Below are 14916 nucleotides of genomic sequence, written 5' to 3'. Positions count from 1 at the left end.
TAACGGCAACAAGAATGCGGGTGAGACGTCTTTCCGGGTCCTCCGGGGAGTGTCCGTATTTCGGGGCGGGGCCGGGCATCTGCGGTGCAGCCGGCCCGTGCACAAGGGGCCGAGGAGGGCCGGGTGACGACCTATGACGATCGAGCGAGCCTCACGGATCTGACGACCACCGCGGAGCGGGTGCGCAGGTCGGTCGAGGGTGTGATCGAGGGCAAGCCCGAGGTCGTACGGCTTTCGCTGACCGTACTGCTCGCGGAGGGGCACCTCCTCATCGAGGACGTGCCGGGCGTCGGAAAGACCATGCTGGCCAAGGCGCTGGCCCGGTCGATCGACTGCTCGGTGCGGCGCATCCAGTTCACTCCGGATCTGCTGCCCTCGGACATCACGGGGGTGTCGATCTTCGACCAGCAGCGCCGCGACTTCGAGTTCAAACCCGGCGCGATCTTCGCCCAGATCGTGATCGGTGACGAGATCAACCGCGCGTCGCCGAAGACCCAGTCCGCGCTCCTGGAGTCGATGGAGGAGCGGCAGGTCACGATCGACGGCCGGACCTACGAACTGCCCGACCCCTTCATGGTGGTGGCCACCCAGAACCCGGTGGAGATGGAGGGCACCTACCCGCTCCCCGAGGCGCAGCGCGACCGTTTCATGGCCCGGGTGTCGATCGGCTACCCCAGTGCCGAGGCCGAGCTGCGGATGCTCGACGTGCACGGCGGGTTCTCACCGCTGGACGACCTCCAGCCGGTGGCGCACGCCCACGACATCGTGAAGCTGATCGACGCGGTGCGCACCGTGCACGTGGCGGAGTCCGTGCGCCGGTACGCGGTGGAGCTGGTGGCGGCGACCCGGCATCATCCGGAGCTCAGGCTGGGGGCCTCGCCCCGCGCGACCCTGCACCTGCTGCGGGCGGCCAAGGCGTCGGCGGCCCTGTCGGGCCGCGACTACGCCCTGCCCGACGACGTCCAGGCCCTGGCCGTCGCGGTGCTCGCGCACCGGCTGCTGCCGACGTCTCAGGCCCAGCTCAACCGCCGGACGGCGGAGCAGGTGGTGCTGGACATCCTGCAGCGCACGCCCGTTCCGGCGTCCGGCGCGGTCCCGGCCGCCGCCCCGCCGCAGCCGGGTGGCCCGGTGTACGGCCGGCAGCCCGGCGTACGGCGGCCGTGATGGCGGCCGGGGCGCCGGGCCCCGTCGACAGCAGGGAGAGCAAGGGCGGGCTGCGGGCGGCCCTGGGCGGGCTGACGACCCGGGGCCGGTCCTTCCTCGCCGCGGGCGTCGCCGCCGCGGTCTGCGCCTATGTGCTGGGGCAGGGGGACCTGCTGCGGGTCGGGCTGCTGCTGGCGGTGCTGCCGCTGGTCTGTGTGACGGTGCTCTACCGCACCCGCTACCGGGTCGCGGGGAGCCGGCGGCTGGCGCCGTCCCGGGTGCCCGCGGGCTCGGAGGCGCGGGTGCACCTGCGTACGGACAACGTCTCCCGGCTGCCCACGGGACTGCTGATGCTCCAGGACCGGGTGCCCTACGTCCTGGGCCCCCGGCCCCGCTTCGTGCTGGACCGGGTGGAGCCGGGCGGCAGCCGCGAGGTGTCCTACCGGGTGCGCTCGGACCTGCGGGGCCGGTACCCGCTCGGACCGCTGCAGCTGCGGCTGAGCGACCCGTTCGGTATGTGCGAGCTGACCCGGTCCTTCAGCGCGTACGACACGCTGGTCGTCGTGCCGCGCACGGAGCCCCTGCCGACGCTGCGGCTGGCGGGTGAGGCGTCCGGGTACGGCGACGGCAGGCAGCGCTCCCTGGCGCTGGCCGGTGAGGACGACATCATTCCGCGCGGTTACCGCCACGGCGACGACCTGCGCCGGGTGCACTGGCGTTCCACCGCGCGGTACGGCGAGCTGATGGTGCGCCGCGAGGAACAGCCGCAGCGGGCCAGGTGCACGGTACTGCTGGACACCCGGCGTATCGCGTACGAGGGGGCGGGTCCGGACTCGGCCTTCGAATGGGCGGTGTCGGGCGCGGCGTCGGCCCTGGTGCACATGCTGGAGCGCGGCTTCGCGGTGCGGTTGCTGACGGACGACGGGAGGGCCGTCCCGGACGGGAGCGCGGACGGTTTCGCGGCGTCGGCCCAGGAGTCCGCGGAGGCGGCGGGTGTGATGATGGACTCGCTCGCCGTCGTCGGGCACTCCTCGGGAGGCGGTCTCTCCCGGGCCCACGACGTGCTGCGCGGCAGCGCCGAGGGGCTGCTGGTGGCGTTCTTCGGTGATCTCGGCCCGGAGCAGGCGGCGGTGGCCGCCCGGATGCGGCAGCGCAGCGGCGCGGCCGTCGCGTTCGTGCTGAGCGGCGCCGACTGGGGGCGGGCCGGCGGAACCGGGGCTCCGGGTTCCGGTACCGATGACTCGTTGCGGCTGCTGCGGGAGGCGGGCTGGACAGCGGTGCGGGTGCCGCCCGGTGCCGGTCTCGCGCAGGTGTGGCGGGAGGCGGGTGAGGCGCGTTCGGGCGCGCTGCCCGGTACGACGGGGTTCTCGGGGGGATGGTCGTGAGCGGGCGGATCCGGCTGGCGCTGTGTGCGTGGGCGGCGACGCTGATGGCGTCGGGCGCTCTGCTGCCCCTGGTGGAGGGCTCGCGGTGGCTGGTGCAGGCCGCGTTCCTGCTGGCGGTCCAGAGCGCGGTGGGGGTGCTGGTCCGGTGGCTGTCGCCGGCCCGGTTCCTGACGGTCTGTCTGCAGATGCTGGCGACGGTGCTCCTGCTGACCGTGGCCTTCGCCCGGGAGTACGCCCTGTTCGGTGCGGTGCCCGGTCCGCAGGCCGTCCGGTGGCTCTTCGAGCTGCTGGCGGCGGGCTCCGACGACGTGGGCCGGTACGCGATCCCGGCACCGGCGACGGACGGCATCTCGCTGATGCTGGTCGGCGGGGTGCTGCTGATAGGGCTGGCCGTCGACGTCCTCGCGGTGACCTTCCGCAGCGCCGCCCCGGCGGGACTGCCGCTGCTGGCGCTCTACTCGGTCGCGGCGGGGCTCGCGGACGAGGGTGCGGGCCGGCTCTGGTTCCTGCTCGCGGCCTGCGGATATCTGCTCCTCCTGCTGGCCGAGGGCCGGGACCGGCTGTCGGGCTGGGGCCGGGTCTTCGGCGGGGCCTCCCGCGGTCCGGGCGGTCTGGTGGCCGGCCTGGAGGGGGCGGGGCGTGCCCCGGTCCGTACCGGCCGACGTATCGGGGCGGTGGCCCTGGGGGTCGCGCTCGTCGTACCCGCGGCGCTCCCCGCGCTGGACGGCGGGCTGCTGGACGGCGGGGGCGGCGGCACGGGCCGGGGTGGCGGCGGAGGCACGATCTCCGCCGTGAACCCGTTGGTCTCGCTGCAGAACAACCTCAACCAGCCGGTCGACCGGGAGGTCATGACCTACCGCACCGATTCCCCCTCCCCGCAGGACTTCTACATCCGCATCCTGGCCCTGGACCGGTTCGACGGAAGCGAGTGGAAGTCCTCGACGCGCCGGCTGCGGGACGTCCCGGAGCGGCTCCCCCAGCCCGCCGGGCTTGGCCATGACGTTCCCGTGGCCGAGGTCAGGACGAGTTTCTCGGCGGCCGGTTCGTACGCGCAGACGTACCTGCCGATGCCGTACCCGGCGAGCGCGGTGGACGTCGAGGGCCGCTGGCGGTACGAACCGGAGGGGCGCACCCTCGTCGGGGACGACGGCCAGACGACGCGCGGCGTGAACTACGAGGTCAGCAGCCTGACGGTGATGCCGACGGCCGGCCAGCTCGCCCGCGCGATGGCACCGCGTTCGGATCTGGCGAGTGAGTACACCCGGGTCCCCGGCTCGCTGCCCGATGTGGTCCTGCGGACCGCCGAGGAGGTCACCGAGGGCGCCCGCAACGACTACGAGCGGGCGGTGAGGCTCCAGGACTGGTTCGCCTCCGAGGGCGGTTTCCGCTACGACACGACGGTGACGTCGGGCACGGGTACGGCGGCGATCGAGCGTTTCCTGAGGGACCGGGAGGGTTTCTGCGTCCACTTCTCGTTCACGATGGCGGCGATGGCCAGGACGCTGGGGATCCCCGCGCGGGTGGCGGTGGGCTTCACCCCGGGCACGGCCAAGGGCGACGGCTCCATGACGGTCGGGCTGAAGGACGCGCACGCCTGGCCGGAGCTGTACTTCGAGGGCGTGGGCTGGACCCGTTTCGAGCCGACCCCGTCCCGGGGCAGCACACCGTCGTACGCACTGCCGCAGGCTCCCTCCGACGGGGCCGACGCTCCGGAGCAGCCCTCGCAGGACGTCACCGCGACGCCGTCCGACGCCCCGTCGGCGTCGGAGACCTGTCCGGAGCAGAGCCGGCGCCTGGGTGAGTGCGGTGAGTCCACGGCTCCGGGCGCCCTGGCCTCCGGGGACCCCGGGGCGCCGGTGGGCAGGATCGTCCTGTGGACGCTCGGCGGTCTGGTGGTGCTCGCACTGCCGTTCCTCCCTCTGCTCTGGCGGCTGCGGGCGCGCTCGCGCAGGCTGGGCGTCTCACGGGGCCGTGCGCCGGCCGACACGGCGGCCAGGGTCCTGGCCGCCTGGCGGGAGGCCGTCGACACCGCCTGGGACCACGGGGTGGCACCGGACGATTCGGCGACGCCCCGCGGGACGGCGGCACGGATCGTCCGGCTGGGTGAGCTGGACACCAGCGCGGCCGAGGCGGTCCACCGGCTGGCGGGCGCGGTGGAACAGGTGCTGTACGCGCCGCGCCCCCGGGCGGCGGGCGGGCTCTTCGAGGATGTGGCGGCGGTACGGGCCGGGCTGCGCGCCTCCGCCGGGCGGGCGGCCCGGCTGCGTGCGACGTTCGCACCGCGTTCGGCCGTCCGGGTGGTGTGGGCCCTTTCCGACCTGCGGGCCCGGCTGTCACGGCGCTGGGCGGACCGTACGGGCGGCCGGGGCCGCTGGGCCGCCCTCACCGCCCGTCTGCGCCCCCCGCGGGCCCGGGTCTGAGGTCGTCGGGCGGGGTGAGGGGCCCGTCTCCCCGGCGGCGGGGACGGCGCTCCTTCCACCCCACGCCGGGGGCCGACCCCGTGAGCCGGGCCCACCCCTTGTCCGGGGCTCTCGGAAGGAGGGGACGCGGCGAGCGGGTGCGGGCGTGGCCCGTGCCCGGCCGCGCGGGCCGGCCGGTGGGCACCGAGAGCCCGCGCACGGGTGAGGGGCGGACGCAGATGCGTCCGCCCCTCACCCGTGAAGTGTGAAGCACGGCCCGAGCGCGGGGACCGGCCGGCACCGCCGAGGCGGTGCCACGCTCACTGGCCCTGTTCGTCCCGGCGTCGCTGCCACCGCTGCTCGATCCGGTTCATCACCGAGCGACGCTGCCGGGGATGCGGGCTGTCGCCGCCTCCCCCGCTCCCTGCCTGCTGCTGCTCACCTGGCTTGGGCGCCTTGCGCCATCCGGTGACCGCCAGCACGGCACAGCCCAGCATGACGAGGAACCCCACCACGCTGATCCAGATCTGCTGGGCGACCATTCCGGCCATGAGGAGCGCGATACCCACCAGAAAACCGGCCACCGCCTGGTAGACCCGTCGCCGGGTGTACCTGCGCAGCCCGCTTCCCTCAAGCGCTGTCGCGAACTTGGGATCTTCGGCGTACAGCGCTCGCTCCATCTGCTCGAGCATGCGCTGCTCGTGCTCCGAGAGCGGCACGGAGTCCTCCTCGTCGTCGGCCGCGGGGGGCGACCGTTATGCGGCCCTTCCAGGATAGGCAGGGATTCGCCCCCGTGAAACCCGCCCTCTAGCCCTAGCCAGTCCGGACCGTCATGCCGGCTCGGCTGCTGAGGCGTAGATTCCCCGACCTCCGATCCGTCATGCCGGATGGTGTCACCCGATCATACGGGGCCGGAGCCCCGATCGGGTGTTCCGGACGCTACTCCGTCTGCGGCTGCGTTGCTGATCAGCAACGCTGCGGCCGTTCTCCGGCCCTGCCCCGGCCTCCCGGTGCGGGGTGTCAGGCGCGCTTCTCGCCGAGAACGTGCAGCTGGGTCGCCACGGCGTGGAAGGAGGGCAGTTCCGCGACGGCCGCCTCAAGGCTCAGCAGTGCCTCCATCGCGCCCGGTTCGGCGTCGACCAGGGCACCCGGGACCAGGTCGGCGAAGACGCGCACCCCGTGCACGGCGCCCACCTCCACCCCGGCGGCCTCCACCAGGCGGGTCAGCTGCTCCGCGGTGAACCTGCGCGGCACCGGGTCGCCCTCGCCCCAGCGTCCCGACGGGTCCTGGAGCGCCTGGCGGGCCTCCGCGAAGTGCCCGGCGAGGGCCCGTGCCAGGACGGCGCCGCCGAGACCGGCGCCGAGGAGACTGAGCGCACCCGACGGGCGCAGTGCGCCGGCCGCGGTCCGTACGCCTTCGGCGGGGTCGTCGACGTATTCCAGGACGCCGTGGCACAGCACGGCGTCGTATCCGGCGCGGTCCGCCACCTCGAAGAGGCCCAGGATGTCGCCCTGGACACCGCGGACCCGGTCGGCGACCCCCGCTTCGGCGGCCCGGCGCTCCAGGGCGAAGAGGGCGTTGGGGCTGGGGTCGACGACGGTGACCCGGTGGCCGAGCCGGGCCACGGGCACCGCGAAGTTCCCGGTGCCGCCACCGGTGTCCAGTACGTCCAGGGCATCCCTGCCGGTCGCCTCGACGCGGCGTTCGAGGGCGTCCTTGAGGACCTCCCAGACCACGGCGGTACGGAGGGAGGCGCGGGGGCGCAGCTGGTCCGACACGGCAGTTGACTCCTCGGCACGGTGCCGCCACGGACGGCGGAGCGTGAACGGTGCAGGTGGTTCGGTGCTCTCCACCCTATTGCCTCCCGCCGCCGCCCAGGTCACCCGTGGCCGGCACCGGCCTCCGGGCACGCCTCCGCCGTCCGGCTGCCGCTACGCCGGCCGGTCCCGGGGCTGGCGCGGGAGGACCGGCCGGAGGACCAGCAGCCGCTCGACCAGACGCAGGAACAGGGCCGCGTCGCGCAGCAGTCCGTCGGCGTCCCGGTGGTCGGCGGCGCCCTGTATACCGGCTTCGGCGCGGGCCCGCCGCTCGGCTCCGGAGGCGAACAGGGCGCTCCACTCGGCGAGTTCCGGCGCGACTTCGGGGAGGACCTCCCAGGCGCTGCGGATCTTCTCCCGGCGGCGTCCGCCGGCCTCCGGCCGCGCGCGGGCGGCGAGCACCGCGGCCGCGGTACGCAGGGCCGCGAGGTGTGCGGTGGCGTACCGCTCGTTGGGCACGTCGAGCCCGCGGGCTTCTTCGAGGCCGTCGCGGGCCAGGGCGAGCAGGTCGAGGGCTGCGGGGGGCGCCGCGGCACGGCGGGGTACGGGGTGGACGTCGGTTGCCGGACCGGTCAGTGAGGGGGCAGGGCTGCCTGCGCGGCGCCGCGGTGCGGCGGCTGCGGACGAGCTGGCCATGACGAACCTCCTGTCGTCGGGTGACGGCTGCGTAGCCGTATGTGTCCATCGTGACGGCCCCCACTGACAATCCACCTGAAACCGGCCCTGGTCTGCGGTTTTGCCTTCCGTGTCCAGGGCCGCTACTTTTTTGCACTGACCAGTCAGTTCAAAAGAATGGGGCAGGCCGTGGAGAGTGCGCGAGGAGCGGCGGTGAGCGCCGGGGACCTCGGGTTGAAGGGACCCCGGGGGTGGGTCTTCCAGAGGGTGTCCCTGACGGCGGCTCCCGGCTCGCTCGTGGCCGTCGAAGGGCCGTCCGGATCGGGGCGCACCTGTCTGCTGCTGACACTCACCGGCCGGATGCGTGCCGGCCGGGGCCGTGCCGAGGTGGACGGACTGCCTCTGCCCCGGCGGGCCGGCGCGGTCCGGGCGATCAGCGCTCTGGGCCCGGTCCCGGGAGTCAACGAACTCGATCCCGCGTTCACGGTCGCCGAGCACCTCCGCGAGCGGGCCCTGCTGCGGCGCCGTTTCGACGGTTCGCCGAGCGCCCTGTTCCGGCCCCGCGCGGCGCGCGCCGCCGTACGGGCCTCGGTGGAGGAGGCTCTGGACGCCGTCGGTCTGGACCCCGCCGCCCTCCCCAAGGCCGAGCGCACCCCGGTCCGGGACCTGGAGCGGCTGGAGGCGTTGCGGCTCTCCCTGGCGCTGGCCCTCATGGGCCGCCCGCGGCTGCTCGCCGTCGACGACACCGACCTCAAGCTGTCCGCCGCCGAACGGGCCGATGCCTGGGCCCTGCTGCGCTCCGTCGCGGACGGCGGCACCACGGTGCTCGCGGTGTGCAGCGAGGCCCCCGAAGACGTGCTGACCGTACGCACCGGGAGCGGGTCCCGGGACACCACCGCCCCGCATGAGGACACGGCCGCGGACAGGACCGGCGAGGCGGACGGCAGGACGGCCGGGGACGACGGGACGACCGGGGACGACCGTACGGCCGGGGACGACGGTACAGCCGGGCACGGGACCACGACCGGGCACAACACCACGACCGGAAACGGCACCACGACCGAGGACGGCACCACGACCAGGCACGGCACCACGACCGGAAACGGCGGCACGGCCACGGCGGCGGACGGGAAGGGGGCGGACGATGCGATCGCCGGGACTGGCCGCGCTTGAGCTGAGGCGTTTCGGCAGGGGGCGGCTGCCGCGCGCCGCCCTGGTGGCGCTCCTCCTGCTGCCCCTCCTCTACGGAGCGCTCTACCTCTGGTCGTTCTGGGACCCGTACGGCCGGCTCGACCGCATCCCCGTGGCGCTCGTCAACGACGACAAGGGCGCGAGTGCCGACGGCGAACGGCTGGCGGCCGGGGAGGAGATCTCAAAGAGGCTCCTCGCCTCGAAGGTCTTCGACTGGCACCGGGTGGGCCGGGACGAGGCCGAGCGGGGGCTGGAGGACGGCACCTACTACCTCACGCTGACCGTGCCGTCCGACTTCAGCGAGCGGATCGCGTCCAGCAGCGGGGACTCCCCCGCGGCCGGCGCCCTCCAGGTCCGTACGAACGACGCGAACAACTACATCGTCGGGCAGATATCCCGGACGGTGTTCGCCGAGGTCCGCAGCGCCGCCTCCACCCGCGCATCGCGCGGTTTCCTGGACCGGATCTTCATCAGTTTCTCCGGCATCCACGACGCCACGGAGAAGGCCGCCGAGGGCGCCGACGACCTCGAAAGCGGTATCACCCGGGCGAAGAAGGGCTCCGAGGACCTCGTCGCGGGGCTCAAGGAGGCCGAGTCCGGCAGCGGCCGGCTGGCCGAGGGCCTCGAGAAGCTGGACCAGGGGGCGGGTGACCTCGCCACCGGCTCCCGGCAGGTCGCCGACGGCACCCGCGCGCTGGCCGGGGAGGCCGGCCGGGCCGCCGCCGGCGTACGGCCGTTCCTGAAGGACGGCGGCAAGGCGATCGGGGACACCGCCCGGCTGGTCGCCGACTCCTCGAAGGCGGTGCGGGAGAACCTCGGTCTGCTCGTGGAGGCGGCCCCGACGGCCTCGGCGGCGGCGCACACCGCGTACGACGACCTGGCCGGGGTCCACCGGTCCCGCTGCGAGGGGGACACACCGCCCGACCCCGCCGTGTGCCCGCAGCTCGGGCGTGCCGTGGAGGCGGCCTCGGAGGTGGCGGCGGTCGCCGACGGCGTCAGCGCGCTGGTCTCCGACGGGAACGGGGACCTCGCCGCGCTGCGCACCCGGCTGGCCGCCCTGGAGAAGCAGGCGAACGCCCTGGCCGAGCGCGCGCCGCACCTGGACACCGATCTGGAGACGGCCGTGGCGAAGATCGACGCCCTCGACAGCGGGGCGCAGCGGGTCGCCGAGGGTGCGGGCGCGCTCCGCACCGGCCTGGGTACCGCGAAGACCGGTGCCGGGGACGTCGACGCCGGGCTGAAGAAGCTGCGGACGGGCGCCGGCGACCTGGACGAGGGGCTGTACAGGCTGAGCGACGGCTCGGCGACCCTGGCCCAGGGGCTGAACGACGGTGCCGGCGAGATCCCCGACTACGACGAGAAGGACCGCGACGCCCGCACCGGTGTCATGGCCGACCCCGTCCGGCTGGCCTCCTCGTCCCTGCACGCGGCACCGGACTACGGGACCGGTTTCGCCCCGTACTTCATCCCGCTCTCCCTCTGGGTGGGCGCGATGGTGGCGTACATGCTGGTCCAGCCACTGAACCGGCGGGCGCTCGCGGCGGGGGCCCCGGCCTGGCGGATCGCGTTCGCGGGCTGGCTGCCGGTCGCCGCGATAGGGCTGCTCCAGGTCGTCGCCCTGATGTCCGTGCTGCACTGGCGGCTGGGTCTGGAGATGGCCCACGCGGCCGGGACGATCGGCTTCCTGTCCCTGGTGACCTGCTGTTTCGCCGCGATCGTGCAGTGGCTCAACGCCCGGTTCGGGGCGGCCGGCCGGATTCTGGTGCTGGCGGTGCTGATGCTCCAGCTGACCTCGGCCGGGGGCACCTACCCCGTCCAGACCAGCCCGGGCTTCTTCGGGGCGATCCATCCCTACCTGCCCATGACCTACGTCGTGGAGGGGCTGCGCCGGCTGATCACGGGCGGGGACCCCGGCCCGGTCTGGCAGGCCTGCGCGGTGCTGGCGGCCTTCACCGCGGCCGCTCTGGCGCTGACCGCCCTGGCAGCCCGCCGCAAGCAGATGTGGACGCCGTCCCGGCTGCACCCGGAGCTCAGCCTGTGAGCACGGCGGGACCTGTGAGAATCGGGGACATGGACAGCAGCAGCACGCGTCGCCGGGCGACCCGGCAGAAACTCTACGAGGCGGCGGTGACCCTCATCGCGGAGAAGGGGTTCTCCGCGACGACGGTGGACGAGATCGCCGATCGCGCCGGGGTCGCCAAGGGCACGGTCTACTACAACTTCAAGAGCAAGACCGAGCTCTTCGAGGAACTGCTGCGGCACGGGGTGGGCCTGCTCACCCAGTCGCTCCGCTCCGCCGCGACGGAGACCGGGGCCCGCGGCGGCAGCCGGGTGGAGGCACTGGACGCGATGATCCGGGCCGGTCTGGTGTTCATCGACCGCTACCCGGCCTTCACCCAGCTGTACGTGGCCGAGCTGTGGCGCACCAACCGGGCCTGGCAGTCCACCCTCCTGGTACTGCGCCAGGAGGCCGTCGCCGTGGTGGAGGAAGTGCTCCGGGAGGGGGTGGCGGGCGGTGAGCTGAGCGAGGAGATCGACGTGCAGCTCACTGCCGCGGCCCTCGTCGGCATGGTGCTGGTGGCGGCTCTCGACTGGCAGGCCTTCCAGCCCGAACGCACGCTCGACGACGTGCACTCGGCTCTCTCCCTGCTGCTGCACGGACGCGTCAGCGGGCGCTGACGGCTGCCGCGTGCGGGCCGTGGCCGGGCCCGCCCGGCGGAGCGACCGCCGGGACGATCGCGGAACAGCCCCACACGGAACAGCCCCACAGGGACGGTCACGGAACGGCCCGGTGGAGCGGTCGCGGAACGTCCCCGCCTCGGCGGCCACGGAACGGCCGCCCCGGACGCACACGGACGCCGGGCCGGTGGTCACCGAATCCCCCTCGGTGACCACCGGCCCGGTGTCCTGTACGGTCCGGCGGGCCCTCCCCCGTGACCTCGTTCCCCCGTGGTCCCCGGGCCTGCCGTCCTGCGCCCCCGTCACGTCCGGGTACGGCGCCCGTTCCGCCGCCCCGTGCCGGCGGTCCGGGCGCCGTGCCTTTTCCGTGTCCCCCACTCTTCCGCCCGCCCGGGCGGGGGCCCATCCGCTGCCGTACTCATCCGCGGGTCTGAGTAGGGGTACTCAGAACGGCGCTCCCGTCCTCACCCGCGCCCCGTCCCGGCTGGCTACGATCACGTCCGTGTCCGTACTCCCCCTGGTCTTCACGAGCGGCTGGGCGAGCGGGATCAACGCCTATGCGGTGATCCTGCTCCTCGGCGTGTCCGGTGCGGCCGGCCTGTCCGACGAGGTGCCCGAAGCGCTCCAGCGCACCGACGTGCTGGTGGTGGCCGGCGTGCTCTTCCTGTGCGAGGTGGTGGCCGACAAGATCCCGTACGTGGACTCGGTCTGGGACGCCGTGCACACGGTGGTGCGCCCGCTGTCGGGTGCGGTGGTCGCCGCGCTGCTGGCGGGCGGGAGCGGCTCACTGCCGGAGCTCGCGGCCGCCGCGGTCGGCGGGTCGACGGCGCTGGTCAGCCATCTGGTCAAGGCCGGTACCAGGATGGCCGTCAACACCTCGCCTGAGCCCTTCAGCAACATCGGTGTCAGCGTCGCGGAGGATCTCGGGGTCGCGGCGGTCATCGTCTTCGCCGTGTTCCACCCGGTCGCGGCCGCGGTGGTCGCCGGGGCCCTGCTGCTGGCCGGCATCGCCGTCGTGGTCCTCCTCGCCTCGCGCATCAGGAGGTTCCTGCGCCGGAGGGCGCGGCGGCGCGAGGCCCGCCGGCCGGCCGGGACCGCGGGGTACCGGCCTCCCGGATGAGCTGTCGGCGGCACCCCTTAAGGTCACTGGCATGGCACGAATTGCGGTGATCGGCGCCGGACTGGGCGCGATGGCGGCCGCTGCCCGGCTCGCCGTGGCAGGCCACCGGGTGACGGTGTACGAGCGCTCGGGGACGTACGGCGGTTCGCTCGGGCGGCATGCCCGGGACGGCTTCGTCTTCGACACCGGTCCCTCACTGCTGCACCTGCCCGCGGTCTACCGCGACCTGTTCGTGAAGACGGGCAAGGAGCCGCTGGAGCGGTGTGTCACGCTCACCCAGGCCGACCCGGCGAGCCGCCATCTCTTCGCGGACGGCACCGTGGTGTCCCTGCCGAACGCCAGCCGTGCCGGAGTCACCGGTGCGCTGGACGGGGCCCTCGGCGCGGGCGCCGGTGCCCGGTGGGCCGGCTTCCTGGACCGGGCGGGCACCGCCTGGGACCGGTCGCGCAGGCCCCTGCTGGAGGAGCCGCTGCCCGAGGACCCCGGGGTCCTCGCCCGGGACCCCTACCCGGCGGTGCGCCGCCGCCGGGTGCTGCGCTCCCCCCGGCAGGCGTCCACCCTCGCCGGGATCGGTGCGTGGGAGCTGTCCGATCCCCGCCTCGCGGCCCTCCTGGACGGGTACGCCCTGTCGTACGGCCTGGACCCGCGCCGCGCTCCGGCGGCCGCGGCTCTCCTGCCCTACATGGAGCAGACCTTCGGCAGCTGGTACGTCGCCGGGGGCATGCGCGCCCTCGCCGACGCGGTGTACGAGCGGTGCCTGGCCCGCCGGGTGGAGTTCGTCTTCGGCGCCGAGGTGGTGCGGACCGTGGAGAAGGACGGCCGGGCGGCGGGCGTCGAACTGGCCGACGGGACGACCGCCGAGGCCGGCCATGTCGTCGTCGGTGCCCGGCCGTCCCCGGAGCTGGCACCGGGGACGGCCGGGCACCCGGACGCCGCACCGGCGCGGACGCCGGGGCGTTTCGTGGTGATGCTGTCGCTGCGCGGCGCCCGGGACGCCGGTGCGGTGCACCGCACCGTGGTGCACACCGAGGACGGGCCGGCCGAGCAGGACGCCGTGTTCGGGGGGCGGGTCGCGGAGTGCCCGACGGTGACCGTGGTGCGCCCGGACGATCCCGCCACCCGCCCCGACGAGGCGCACGAGGCGGTGACCCTCACGGCGACGGTCGCCCCGCACGGCCCGGTGGACTGGACGGACCCGGCGCTGCGCGAGCGGTACGCCGGGGTGCTGGCCGCGCGGGCCTCCCGGGCGGTGCCCGGCCTGGGCGAGCGGATACTCCGTACCGAGATCCGTACCCCGGCCGAGACCGAGGCGGAGACCGGTGCGGCCGGGGGGTCGGTGCCTGCCCCCGCGCTGGCCGGGGCGTCCGGCGGTTTCCTGCTCCCGGGCAACCGCACGGCGCTGCCGGGTCTGTACCTGGCGGGCGGCTGGGCGCATCCGGGCGGCGGACCGGCCCACGCGGGGATGTCGGGCGCCCTGGTCGCCGGCCTCGTCGTGGAGGGTGACGGCTTCCGCGGCTCCCGCTGACCGCCCGGACCCCGGCTCCTGCCCCGTCCCCCGGACCGTGGCCGCCCGGACACCGTCCGGACGGCGGCGTCCGCCCGTCCGTCCGTCAGCCGGAGTAGCCGGTGGGGTAGCCGTTGCCGTACGGAGCCGGTGCTTCGGGCGGGAGCGGAGGGTACTGCCCGCTCTCGCGCTGGTGCGGCACCCAGACCCCGCCCGGCGGGGTGTCGGAGGCGTACTGCCCGGCGTAGGGGTCGGCGTGCTGCTGCTGTCCGCCGTAGCCGCTGCCGTCGTAACCGTAACCGTAGCCGTGGTCACCGCCGTTGCCGTAACCGTCGTACGCGGGGTACCCCCCGGCGCCGGCCGGGGCGGGGGAACCGGCGTGGGCGGGGTCCTCCTGGCGGGGGGGCCCGTAGTCCTGGCCGTAGGCGCCCGCGGCGGCGTATCCGCCCTGGTCCTGATAGGGCCTCTCGTCCTGGTGGGACTCCTGGCCCTGGTAGGACTCCTGGCCCGGGTAGCTGTTCCGGCCGTCGTAGCCGTCCTGGCCCCGGCCGTCGGCGTGAGTGCCGTACGGCTCCCGGGCCGCGTCCGTGTAGACGCCGTACTGCCCGGTGTCGTCGGGCATCGGCTGCGGTTCGTGGACCGCGGGGAAGGGATCCTCCGCGGCTGCGGCCGGCGTGTGCTCCTGGTACTCGACGCCGGTGACCTCCAGGGTGGGCTGCCGTACGGCGGGTTCCCCGGCCCCGCGCCGCCGGCGGCTCGCCCCGGGGTTGCCGCCGATCGCCCAGCCGGTGGAGAAGCCCCGCCGGAAGGAGAGCGTCACATACGTCTGGCCTGTCGCGAAGGCGATCGTCCCGAGGGCGATCACCGGCACGGAGGGGACCAGCACCCCGATGACCACGCCGAGGAAGCCGCTGAAGGCCAGCAGCCTCCAGCGCAACCGCGCCTTGTACTGCAGCAGTACCTCGCCCAGCAGCCACAGCGCCACAACGCCGAATGCGATGTAGAGGACCGTCCAGCCCACGCCCGCCCCCTCCTGCGGCCGCCCCGGTCGGTGGCGGGTAC

Annotated in this window: 12 protein-coding genes; 8 read left to right on the top strand and 4 right to left on the bottom strand. The window is 74.5% G+C overall.

Features of this window, described 5'->3' with window-relative positions; genetic code table 11:
- Positions 1-123 precede the first annotated feature (123 nt).
- Genes CP967_RS25510 through CP967_RS25500 form a run of 3 tightly spaced genes read left to right on the top strand, consistent with a single transcriptional unit; the run spans position 124 to position 4948 of the window.
- Positions 124-1164: an AAA family ATPase gene (locus CP967_RS25510; protein ID WP_150490220.1), complete on the top strand. Its 1041-nt coding sequence runs from the start codon at positions 124-126 to the stop codon at positions 1162-1164.
- Positions 1164-2528, top strand: a complete 1365-nt coding sequence (locus CP967_RS25505; RefSeq protein ID WP_150490219.1) for a DUF58 domain-containing protein — start codon at positions 1164-1166, stop codon at positions 2526-2528. Before CP967_RS25510 ends, CP967_RS25505 begins: the two co-directional genes overlap by 1 nt.
- Positions 2525-4948 (top strand): transglutaminase TgpA family protein, encoded by a 2424-nt coding sequence (locus CP967_RS25500; RefSeq protein ID WP_150490218.1) that lies wholly within the window; start codon positions 2525-2527, stop codon positions 4946-4948. Before CP967_RS25505 ends, CP967_RS25500 begins: the two co-directional genes overlap by 4 nt.
- Before the next feature lie 299 nt (positions 4949-5247).
- Here the strand turns inward: CP967_RS25500 and CP967_RS25495 are convergent, their stop codons facing one another.
- From CP967_RS25495 to CP967_RS25485, 3 genes are all read right to left on the bottom strand, one after another.
- Complete coding sequence (locus CP967_RS25495) at positions 5248-5646, bottom strand: DUF3040 domain-containing protein (protein WP_150490217.1); 399 nt, start codon at positions 5644-5646, stop codon at positions 5248-5250.
- Between the two features lie 301 nt (positions 5647-5947).
- Complete coding sequence (locus tag CP967_RS25490) at positions 5948-6706, bottom strand: class I SAM-dependent methyltransferase (RefSeq protein WP_150490216.1); 759 nt, start codon at positions 6704-6706, stop codon at positions 5948-5950.
- 153 nt (positions 6707-6859) lie between these two features.
- Positions 6860-7381 (bottom strand): SAV_6107 family HEPN domain-containing protein, encoded by a 522-nt coding sequence (locus CP967_RS25485; RefSeq protein WP_150490215.1) that lies wholly within the window; start codon positions 7379-7381, stop codon positions 6860-6862.
- A 168-nt stretch (positions 7382-7549) separates the two neighbouring features.
- Between CP967_RS25485 and CP967_RS25480 the strand changes: the two genes are divergently transcribed.
- The 5 genes from CP967_RS25480 to CP967_RS25460 all read left to right on the top strand — a co-directional run bounded on the left by CP967_RS25480 (position 7550) and on the right by CP967_RS25460 (position 13875).
- Positions 7550-8533 (top strand): ATP-binding cassette domain-containing protein, encoded by a 984-nt coding sequence (locus CP967_RS25480; RefSeq protein ID WP_150490214.1) that lies wholly within the window; start codon positions 7550-7552, stop codon positions 8531-8533.
- The gene (locus tag CP967_RS25475; protein WP_150490213.1) at positions 8505-10592 is read left to right on the top strand and encodes a YhgE/Pip family protein; all 2088 of its coding nucleotides are present in this window, start codon (positions 8505-8507) and stop codon (positions 10590-10592) included. Before CP967_RS25480 ends, CP967_RS25475 begins: the two co-directional genes overlap by 29 nt.
- Positions 10593-10621: 29 nt before the next feature.
- On the top strand, positions 10622-11230 hold the full coding sequence (locus CP967_RS25470) for a TetR/AcrR family transcriptional regulator (protein WP_150490212.1): 609 nt from the start codon (positions 10622-10624) through the stop codon (positions 11228-11230).
- A gap of 502 nt (positions 11231-11732) precedes the next feature.
- A complete protein-coding gene (locus CP967_RS25465) occupies positions 11733-12350 on the top strand; it encodes a DUF4126 domain-containing protein (protein ID WP_150490211.1) in 618 nt (205 codons plus the stop codon).
- 31 nt (positions 12351-12381) lie between these two features.
- Positions 12382-13875: a phytoene desaturase family protein gene (locus CP967_RS25460; protein WP_150490210.1), complete on the top strand. Its 1494-nt coding sequence runs from the start codon at positions 12382-12384 to the stop codon at positions 13873-13875.
- Positions 13876-13960: 85 nt separating this feature from the next.
- On the opposite strand, the gene CP967_RS25455 is transcribed toward CP967_RS25460, so the two are convergent.
- Positions 13961-14875 carry a hypothetical protein gene (locus tag CP967_RS25455; RefSeq protein WP_150490209.1) on the bottom strand — a complete coding sequence of 305 codons (915 nt, stop codon included), beginning with the start codon at positions 14873-14875 and terminating at the stop codon, positions 13961-13963.
- Positions 14876-14916 lie beyond the last annotated feature (41 nt).

It is taken from the genome of Streptomyces nitrosporeus, from assembly GCF_008704555.1.
Lineage (GTDB): Bacteria > Actinomycetota > Actinomycetes > Streptomycetales > Streptomycetaceae > Streptomyces > Streptomyces nitrosporeus.
This window is presented reverse-complemented; position numbering and strand designations above follow the sequence as displayed.